This window comes from Kribbella sp. NPDC051718 (assembly GCF_040681515.1).
Classification (GTDB): domain Bacteria; phylum Actinomycetota; class Actinomycetes; order Propionibacteriales; family Kribbellaceae; genus Kribbella.
The window spans coordinates 51,817-60,376 of the sequence record NZ_JBFAYZ010000019.1; the positions used below are offsets into that span (position 1 = coordinate 51,817).

At 67.1% G+C, this 8,560-nt stretch carries 10 protein-coding genes; 3 read left to right on the top strand and 7 right to left on the bottom strand.

The window, feature by feature from the left end; translation table 11 throughout:
* Positions 1 to 73: 73 nt before the first annotated feature.
* Both AB0M15_RS40650 and AB0M15_RS40655 read right to left on the bottom strand, forming a co-directional pair.
* The gene (locus AB0M15_RS40650) at positions 74 to 913 is read right to left on the bottom strand and encodes an ABC transporter permease (RefSeq protein ID WP_363832299.1); all 840 of its coding nucleotides are present in this window, start codon (positions 911 to 913) and stop codon (positions 74 to 76) included.
* Positions 913 to 1,791, bottom strand: coding sequence for an ABC transporter ATP-binding protein (locus AB0M15_RS40655; RefSeq protein WP_363832302.1), 879 nt, complete (start codon positions 1,789 to 1,791; stop codon positions 913 to 915). The genes AB0M15_RS40650 and AB0M15_RS40655 overlap by 1 nt, the downstream gene beginning before the upstream one ends.
* A gap of 128 nt (positions 1,792 to 1,919) precedes the next feature.
* Here AB0M15_RS40655 and AB0M15_RS40660 point away from each other — a divergent pair, with 128 nt between their 5' ends.
* Positions 1,920 to 2,852, top strand: a complete 933-nt coding sequence (locus AB0M15_RS40660) for a MarR family transcriptional regulator (RefSeq protein WP_363832305.1) — start codon at positions 1,920 to 1,922, stop codon at positions 2,850 to 2,852.
* Here the strand turns inward: AB0M15_RS40660 and AB0M15_RS40665 are convergent.
* The 3 genes from AB0M15_RS40665 to AB0M15_RS40675 all read right to left on the bottom strand — a co-directional run bounded on the left by AB0M15_RS40665 (position 2,847) and on the right by AB0M15_RS40675 (position 5,977).
* Positions 2,847 to 3,965, bottom strand: a complete 1,119-nt coding sequence (locus AB0M15_RS40665) for a geranylgeranyl reductase family protein (RefSeq protein ID WP_363832310.1) — start codon at positions 3,963 to 3,965, stop codon at positions 2,847 to 2,849. The two genes, AB0M15_RS40660 and AB0M15_RS40665, sit on opposite strands and share 6 nt — an antisense overlap.
* A 155-nt stretch (positions 3,966 to 4,120) precedes the next feature.
* Entirely contained in the window at positions 4,121 to 4,924 is an 804-nt protein-coding gene (locus AB0M15_RS40670; protein ID WP_363832314.1) for a hypothetical protein, read from the bottom strand.
* A 189-nt stretch (positions 4,925 to 5,113) separates the two neighbouring features.
* Positions 5,114 to 5,977: an SAM-dependent methyltransferase gene (locus AB0M15_RS40675; RefSeq protein WP_363832319.1), complete on the bottom strand. Its 864-nt coding sequence runs from the start codon at positions 5,975 to 5,977 to the stop codon at positions 5,114 to 5,116.
* 332 nt (positions 5,978 to 6,309) lie between these two features.
* Between AB0M15_RS40675 and AB0M15_RS40680 the strand changes: the two genes are divergently transcribed.
* A complete protein-coding gene (locus tag AB0M15_RS40680) occupies positions 6,310 to 6,543 on the top strand; it encodes a DUF397 domain-containing protein (protein WP_363832324.1) in 234 nt (77 codons plus the stop codon).
* Positions 6,544 to 6,706: 163 nt separating this feature from the next.
* On the opposite strand, the gene AB0M15_RS40685 is transcribed toward AB0M15_RS40680, so the two are convergent.
* Positions 6,707 to 6,892, bottom strand: a complete 186-nt coding sequence (locus AB0M15_RS40685) for a hypothetical protein (protein ID WP_112249279.1) — start codon at positions 6,890 to 6,892, stop codon at positions 6,707 to 6,709.
* A gap of 26 nt (positions 6,893 to 6,918) precedes the next feature.
* A complete protein-coding gene (locus AB0M15_RS40690) occupies positions 6,919 to 7,110 on the bottom strand; it encodes a hypothetical protein (RefSeq protein ID WP_363832330.1) in 192 nt (63 codons plus the stop codon).
* A 476-nt stretch (positions 7,111 to 7,586) separates the two neighbouring features.
* Between AB0M15_RS40690 and AB0M15_RS40695 the strand changes: the two genes are divergently transcribed.
* Positions 7,587 to 8,456, top strand: a complete 870-nt coding sequence (locus AB0M15_RS40695) for a helix-turn-helix transcriptional regulator (RefSeq protein ID WP_363832341.1) — start codon at positions 7,587 to 7,589, stop codon at positions 8,454 to 8,456.
* Positions 8,457 to 8,560 lie beyond the last annotated feature (104 nt).

Below are 8,560 nucleotides of genomic sequence, written 5' to 3' on the forward strand. Positions count from 1 at the left end.
AGTCACCATGCCGCCAACGGTCTCAGAGCAAACAACTGCCTCCCAACACGCCTGCCCCTAAAGGCAATCCAGCTCACCCGATCCGCTGCAACGCCCTCTCCCGGCGCCCGGCCACGCTCGAACCCGACTCGCGCCGCGCCATCCGACGCAGTACTACGGGAGCCACCAGCAACCCCATCACCGCCCAAACCCCGAGCACCCCAACCGTCTCCAGGTGCCGCCACGACTCCCCGATCTCTACCGCCACCGCATCCCCCGGCAGCAACGCCGACCGCATCCCCAACCCGAGCCAGTAGATCGGCGTCAACTGCGCCACGAACTCCAGCCACCCCGGCAGCGCAGTCACCGGATAGAAGATCCCCGAGACCCCGATCAACGCCAGCACCGGCAACTGGATCAACCCCTGCGACCGCGCGCTGGTGAACACCGACCCCAGCACAGCCCCGATCGGCAACGTCGCCAGCAACCCGAGCACCAACACCCACAGCAGGGTCAACGGCCGCTCCACCGAAAGCCCCCGGACGATCAACAACCCCGGGATCAGCAGAATCGCCAGGTCGACGATCAGCCCACCCGCCACCGACACGACCTTGCTCACCAGGTACCCGACCATTCCGTCAGGCGTCGCCTTCGCCCGCAGCAGCGTGCCGTCCTCGCGATCGGCGGTGAGCTGCTGACTCATGCTGATCATGCCCATCGCCGCGTTCATCCCGAGCATGCTCGGCAACGCCAGCGCGCCCAGCCCGTACCCGGTCGATCCGAACGACTTGTCGCGGAGGAAGTACAGGGCGATCAGCAGCAGCACCGGCCAGAGGAAGTGGCTGAGCAGCTCGCCCGGATTCGTGAACGACTGCCGCAACTCGATCACGCCGCGCCGCCAGCCGGTCCGCACCGCCCTCATTCGTGGGCTCATCACGCCACCTCGTTCTGTCGTACCAGCGTCAGATATGTGTCCTCGAGGGTCGCCCGGCGAACCTCCAACTCGGCCAGCGCTTCGCCGTACTGCTGGAAGAGCCCCCGTACGAACGCAGTCGACTCACCCGTCGACTCACTGAACCGCTGCCCGTCGACAGTCCACCGGACCTCGTCCTCCCCCGCGATCTGCCGGGTCAACTCAGCTTCGGTGCCAGCGGCAACTATCCGCCCGGCGGCAAGTACCAGGATCCGATCCGCAAGCTTGCCGGCCTCGTCGAGATCATGCGTGGTGAGCAACACCGTGGTCCCCTCCTCCGCCGCCAGCCGAGCCACCAACTCGTGGAACTCGTGCCGCGCCACCGGATCGAACCCGGCCGTCGGCTCATCCAGGAACAGCACCTCCGGCCGCCCAACGATCCCGATCGCAACATCGAGTCGCCGCCGTTGCCCACCCGACAACATCTTGATCTTCTGCCCCGCGTGCTCCGTCAGCCCGACGGCGGCGATCAACTCATCGGCATCCCACGGCCGCTGCACAGCGGAGGTCGAGTACGGGACGTAGTACTCACCTAGATGCGCAAGCAACTCCCGCACCCGCCACTTGCCGTGATCCCGCCACGACTGCAGGACGACGCCCAGCCGCGCCCGCCACCGCTCGTCGCCCTCGGCCGGATCCACGCCGAGCACGGCAACCCTTCCTGCGGACCGCAACCGGAATCCTTCGAGGATCTCGATCGTCGTCGTCTTGCCCGCGCCGTTCGGCCCGAGCAACGCCAGTACTTCGCCGCGCCGCGCCCGCAGCGTCACATCATGCAGAACGTCGGTGGCGCCGTACCGCATCCGCAGCCCGTCCACCTCGAGAACATCTTCAGCCATACCCCGGAAGCTACGTTGCGTTTCCACCTCCGGCAACGCTAAAGATGCCTCGAAACTGCCTCTGATCAACAAATCTGAGCTATTGTTGCAATGACTTTGACAGCGAACGCAAACCCGGGAGGCCGCCGATGCCAGGAGGACGGCTGACGGAACAGGACCGCCGGCTGATCGCCACCCGGCTGACCGAAGGCCACGGGTACGCCGAGATCGCCCGCGAACTCGACCGCCCCACCTCGACCATCAGCCGCGAGGTCACCCGCAACGGCGGCCGTACCAGGTACCGCGCCGACCACGCCCACCTCGCCACCGGCTCCCGCGCCCGCCGCCGCAAACCCCCGACCCCCGAGGCCGACGCTCCCACCACCGACGCCTACGGCCGCGACCGTGCAGCCGTCCACGACTATGCCGAACTCTTCGCCGAAAGCATGGTCGAGACCGGCCTCCCCCGAATGGCATCACGCGTCCTCGCCCGCCTCTACACCGCCGATACCCCGAGCCTCACTGCCGCCGACCTGGTCCGCGAACTCAAAGTCAGCCCCGCCTCCATCTCCAAGGCGATCAACTACCTAGAGGGTCTCGAACTGGTACGACGCGAGCCCGACCCCGGCAAGCGCCACGAGCACTACCTGATCGCCGAGGACATCTGGATCCAAGCCTGGCGAACGAGCGCCCGCGCCAACGCCAACTGGGCCAGCACTGCCCGCAAAGGCGCCGAACTCTTCAACCCCGCGACTCCCGCCGGCGTGCGGCTCGAGCGAATGAGCCAGTTCTTCCAGCAACTCAGCGACGACATGTCCGGTCTAGGTCCCGACCCCGACGCCGCCGAAGACACCGCCACCATCCTCGCCGCCCTGATCCACGCCGCCGGCCCCCTCACCACAACCCAACTAGCCACCGCCCTCGGTTGGCCGACCGACCGAGTCACCACCGCCCTCACCACCGCCGAGACCTACGACACCGACCCCCTACTACTGAAGACAGTTGCCCCCAGCACCTACACCGTCGGCGTCACCCGCCTGACCACCGCTCAGCGCCAAGCCCTGACCAACGCTTCTTCATAACCGCCGTACGATCCGGAGCAGCGCACCAGATCGCAGCACCCCATCCGCCAGCCCGATCTCGACCAAGTTGTCGAACACCCGCTGATCGGCCGCCGACGCCTTGATCCCGGCATCCAGCACCCGCCCCGACCGAGTCAGCCGCGCCGCCAACGCCGTGTCCCGCAGATGCCGCCCCAACAACCCCTTCACCGCCCGCCGGTACTCCGTGCCGGCATCGCCCGACCCCCGCCGCAAGGCGCCCACCGCAGCCTTCCCCGCCAGGATCCCGGTCGCGATCGCGTAGTAGATCCCCTCACCCGTCATTGGGTTGATCAGCCCGGCCGCATCGCCGGCAAGCATCACCCGGCCAGCCTGTGGCCGCCACGCCCAGGAGGCCAGCGGCAGGTGATGCCCTCGCCAGTCCACGCCGTCATCGCTTGCCCCTGGCAACAAGGCCTCGAGTTCCCGCAGCAGTCCCGCCCGGGTCGGCCGCTCTCGCCCGGTCCGGAGCTGCTCGCCGTACCCGACGTTCGACCAGCCGTCTCCGCGATCGAACGACCACGCGTACGACGGCTGCCGCGCCGTTCCGAACACGATCACCTGCTGCTCGGCCCGGCCAACCGGGGTCGGCGCATATCCCCGCAACGCCAGCGCCACCGGCCCACTCGGAACCCCCAACGCCCGGCGGACGATCGAGTACGCCCCATCGGCCCCCACCACCATCCGAGCCTCGACGTCATCGACCAGCACCCCCGACGACCGCACCTCAATACGGGTCACGCGCTGCTTGCGTAGTACCGCCCCAGCAGCCACCGCCGCCAACACCAGCCGCTCGTCGAACACGGCCCGCGGCACCACATACGCCTCCCGCGCCATCATCCGATCAACCCCCAGCGCCCCACGCCGCAACGAGAGCCGCCGAATCGGCGTACGGTCATCCACCACCCCGGTGACGCCAACCTCCGCCAGCAGATCGAACACCTGCGGAGCAATCCCATCCCCACAAGCCTTGTCCCGCGGAAACTCAGCCCGATCAAGCAACAACACCGACAACCCAGGCTCCACCGCCAACGCCCCCAACGCAGCCGCCGCCCCCGCCGGCCCACCCCCAACCACCACCAAATCCCAACTCACCTCTGCAGGCTACTTCTTACCCACCGCACGACGGCGGGCTCGCCTGCTCCCCGGCTGCACCACCGCGGGCGGACAGCTGAACCGGAGCGGGTCAGCCGTGCCGCGGGGCGGCGGCTCGCTTGGTCAGCGGAGGCGGGCAGGTCAGCCGGAGCGGGTCAGCGGTTGCCGCGGCGGTTGGGGCGGCGGGTGGGCGGTACGGCTGGGATGCGGCGGGTGCGGGAGCCGCGGCGGTCGGCGTGGCCGGTGCCTTCGGTCCACGGGGTGACGGGGCGGGCCTCGTCCAGGTCGATGACCTTGGGGAGGGGCGGGAGGAAGGACGGTGGGGTGAGGGCGGGGACCGGTTCCACTCGGCGGCCGGCTTCGCCATCCATCAGGTGCTCGGCGGCGTTGTCATGAAGGCCGGCTGAGTCGTCCAGCTCGTCGGGCGGTTCGGGGCGGACCTTTGCGCGGGCGGCTGCTTCTTTGCTGACCAGGGGTTTCGGGCGGAGAACAGCAGCGGGCGCGGGAGCGACGTACTTCTTCTTCGGCAGTTTTGTCTTGAGGTCGATGCCGAGCGCGCTGATCAGTCCGCCGATCACCACCACCATCACCGCGACCGCGACCACCAGGCAGGCGGCGAACAGGACCGACTGGCCGCCCGACCTCCAGTCCGACGGGTCGGTACGCCGCATCGCCGCGACCATCGCCACCAGCACCGCGTTCGTGATGCCGACCGCAACGGTCGCCGCGATCGTCCAGACCAGGACGCGGCGTTCCAGCTCGACATCGTCGGCCGCGGCGACCAGTCCGGCGATCAGCCCGGCGAGCACCGGAACCGTGTAGACCATGGCCAGCCCGAGACCCGGGTTCGCCGCCAGATAGAAGACGTCGAAGACGAGCGCCGTACCGGCCAGCGCGGCCGCGAAGCAGATCACCATCGGCGGGTAGAACCGCACGATGGCCACCGCGTCGGCGGGCACCGTCCTGATCATCCGGAACGCAGAAACGTCAGTACTCCGTTACTAGAGAGGGTTTCACTGCTCATTGTGCAGGTACCCGGCGCCCACAGTCACAATCGACAAGGGCGAGTTGGCAACGAAGTACTGCGGAAACGCAGAAGGCGCGCATCCCGCAAGGGATGCGCGCCCTCGATGCCGATCGGTTGCGGATCAGTCCTTCTTGGCGATTCCGGCCATCAGGATCCGCTGGTACGGCTGCAGGTCCTCGACGTCCGGTACGTCGCCGTCCGGGTCCTCCGGGAACCAGCGGGCCAGGAAGTCCAGGCCCGGCGGAATCAGCGGCAGACCGAGGAAGTGCTCGGTGATCCGCTCCGGGGTCCGGATCCAGCCGTTGCCCAGGCTCTCCAGGCCGGCCTGCTCCATCGCCTTCTGCAGCGGCTCACCGGTGTCGACGAAGTCGGTGATGAACAGGTAGCTGCCCGGGGCCAGCGTGTCCATGATCGTGCGGACCCACTCGTCCGGCAGCTCGTCGTCGTGGAAGTGCATGTGGATGCCGACGATCATCAGCGCGATCGGGCGGTCCCAGTCCAGGTGCGCCTTGATCTCCTCGTTGTCGAGGATCTCCTTCGGCTGGCTCAGATCGGCGGTGACGACGATGGTGCTCTCGTTGGTCGCCAGCAGCGCGCGGCCGTGGGCGAGCACGATCGGGTCCTTGTCGACGTACGCGACCTTGGCCTCGGGGTTGATCTCCTGCGCCGCCTGGTGGGTGTTCTTCTGCGTCGGCAGGCCCGAGCCGATGTCCAGGAACTGGTCGATCCCCGCTTGCCGCACCAGGTACTGCACGCCCTTGATCAGCGCTTCCCGGTTCTCGATCGCGCACCGGCCGGCGTCCGGCACGTACTTCAGGTAGGTCGCCGCACCTTCACGATCGGCAGCGAAGTTGTCCTTACCACCGAGCAATGCGTCGTAGACGCGCGCGATGGTCGGTTGGGAAGTGTCGAACTCCGGAGCGGAATCCGGGCTGTCGGGAGCCATCGGCGCAGCCTTCGTGTCGTAGGGAATCGTTGCCGCCATCGTAGTGCATTTGCATACCAGCGGCAGCCTGGTCCGGCCCTTCCTGGAGTGTTCCGGGACCGATTTAACGAAGCCCGCACACCCGCTTCATTCCTCAACGGGAAGAGCCCTCCCGGGGTTACGCCGAACGCCCGGCAGATCGTCGTCCGAACACCCGACAACGGCCTCCGGCGGCCCCGAAATCGGTCACAGAAAGCGATTTCGCAGGGCTACCCAACGGGTGTTTGAGCACGGTGGGTAACAGACCGGACACATGGCCCTCCAGCGTGTACGATGCAAATGCAAGCCCAAATGCACGTGCATATGCCAAAGACGTACGGAAGGTGCAGCTGATGACTGCTGTCTACAACGGCATGCCCGCAGACGCCATGGACGACCTGACCTGGCGTAAGAGTCAGCGAAGTGGCCCGAACGGGAACTGCGTAGAGGTAGCGAAGCTTCCTGGCGGCGGTGTGGCGATGCGGAACTCGCGTCACACGGACGGACCGGCGCTGGTCTTCACGAAGGCCGAGATCGAAGCCTTTCTCGGCGGCGTTCACGACGGCGAGTTCGACGATCTCGCCTGATTCGTTCCACAGAGCAAGAGGCCCCTTCACCAGGCGAGTGGTGTGGGGGCCTCTTTCTGTTACGGGCACCGGGTGACTTGTCAGGGAACAGCAAAGGCCGGCCCTCCGCTAGGAGGCCGGCCTTTTGCTGTACTGCTGCCAGTACTGCCTACTGCTACTGCCTTTACTGCACAGTGAGCGGCCAGAGCTGCTCACTGGGGAGCTCGGAGGCACCCGCGGTCGCCGCACCGTCGACAGTGATCCGCAGACCGGTGAACTTCGGCGTCATCACCCGCTGGTAACGCGAGGCCCGGTCGGGCTCCGCGACGTACTCGGCGATCAGGTGGTCGCCCAGCCAGATCCGCACCATTTTCCGTCCTCCCGCTCGTTCGGTGGTCATCCCAGGCTCACGATCGGATCGCCGTCCAGCAGGCGCTCGCCACGGAGCCAGCCTTCGAAGGCCCAGCGCTGCTGCTCGGGGCAGCGCGCCACCAATTCCTGGATCTCCCGCTCGGTCAGCTCGCCGGGCGCTCGCTCGCCGGAAGGGCGGGCAGCGAACTCGACGGCTTCGGTGTCGTCGTCATTCATCGACTCGGGTTCCCCAACCAGTCATGCCGGCGTACCGCCCGACGGATCTGTAGAACCGGGTTGCTGGATCACGCGATGTCACTTTTTGCGAGATACAGCTCACCTTCTGTGCATGAAGCAATCATGGCGGTCGCACGAAACGAATGCAAGCGCCCGATGCACGTGCATCCGCACGTTTTCGACTTGTGACCAACTGAAGGCTCAGCAGACCCCCTCCAGAGGCCGTTTCGGGCCCCGAACGGGCCGAAGTAGTTGAGCGGGAAGCGATTACCGGTACTTCGGGCCGGCCGCGTGCACCCGGTCGCCGAGCGGCCGGCCGTCACTCACAGTGAGAAAACTGGAATCGATGCCGGGTTGCTGGACAGCACCCACGACTCTTATGTAAGAACTTCGACAGATCACGGTCCGTCCGTGAGATGATTCGTCGGGGTGGGCAGGCCGCCGTTTGGGATCCAGCTGGGGCGTCGGAGGTGAGTGTGACGGAGTCGGGCGCGCCAGGCGGGCCGACCGCACTGCGGATCATCCTCGGCGCACACCTGCGGAGAATGCGTGAGGCGGCCGGGATCACCCGGTCCGATGCCGGCTGGGAGATCCGCTCGTCGGAGTCCAAGGTCAGCCGGATGGAGCTGGGCCGGGTCGGCTTCAAGGAACGCGACGTCCGCGACCTGCTGTCTTTGTACGGCATCGACGACCCCGAAGAGCGCGAGCGGCTGCTTGCTCTTGCGCGCGATGCGAACAACCCCGGCTGGTGGCACCGCTTCGGCGACGTACTGCCCAGCTGGTTCCACTCTTATCTCGGGCTCGAGTCGGCGGCCCAGCTGATCCGTACCTACGAGCTCCAGTTCGTCCCGGGTCTGCTGCAGACCCCGGAGTACGTCCGCGCCGTCGTCCAGCTCGGCCGCGGACTGATCCCGGCCGAGGAGGTCGAGCGCCGCGTCTCCCTGCGCGTCAACCGGCAAGAGGTCCTGCAGCGCGCGAACCCGGTCCGGCTCTGGGCGGTCGTCGACGAGTCCGTCCTCCGCCGGCCGATCGGCGGCCTGAAGGCGATGCGCATCCAGCTCGAGTCCCTGATCGAGGCATCCCACATGCCGAACGTCACGCTCCAGGTGATGCCCTTCGACTCCGGCGGCCACGCAGCCACCGGCGGCGCGTACAGCATCCTGCGTTTCCCCGAGCAGGACCTGCCCGACATCGTCTACATCGAGCACCTGACCAGCGCCCTGTACCTGGACAAGCTGGAAGACCTCGACCAGTACACCGCGACCATGGAAGCCCTCTGCGTCGCCGCACCCCCACCCAGCAAAACCCGCGACAAACTAGCCGCAATCCTCCACGACTACACCTGAACCGCTCCACCTGATGCTCCTATAGACGGTTGGGGGTCAAGTCTGGGGTGAGGGCTTGGGTGATGAGGGGGAGGAGCTCGCGGCAGAGGGCGCGTTTGAGGCAG

Excerpts from the sequence above, each read along its gene's own strand:
- AB0M15_RS40650 (WP_363832299.1), bottom strand. The coding sequence starts at position 913 with ATGAGCCCACGAATGAGGGCGGTGCGGACCGGCTGGCGGCGCGGCGTG.
- AB0M15_RS40655 (WP_363832302.1), bottom strand. The coding sequence starts at position 1,791 with ATGGCTGAAGATGTTCTCGAGGTGGACGGGCTGCGGATGCGGTACGGC.
- AB0M15_RS40660 (WP_363832305.1), top strand. The coding sequence starts at position 1,920 with ATGCCAGGAGGACGGCTGACGGAACAGGACCGCCGGCTGATCGCCACC.
- AB0M15_RS40675 (WP_363832319.1), bottom strand. The coding sequence starts at position 5,977 with ATGGCGGCAACGATTCCCTACGACACGAAGGCTGCGCCGATGGCTCCC.
- AB0M15_RS40680 (WP_363832324.1), top strand. The coding sequence starts at position 6,310 with ATGACTGCTGTCTACAACGGCATGCCCGCAGACGCCATGGACGACCTG.
- AB0M15_RS40685 (WP_112249279.1), bottom strand. The coding sequence starts at position 6,892 with ATGGTGCGGATCTGGCTGGGCGACCACCTGATCGCCGAGTACGTCGCG.
- AB0M15_RS40690 (WP_363832330.1), bottom strand. The coding sequence starts at position 7,110 with ATGAATGACGACGACACCGAAGCCGTCGAGTTCGCTGCCCGCCCTTCC.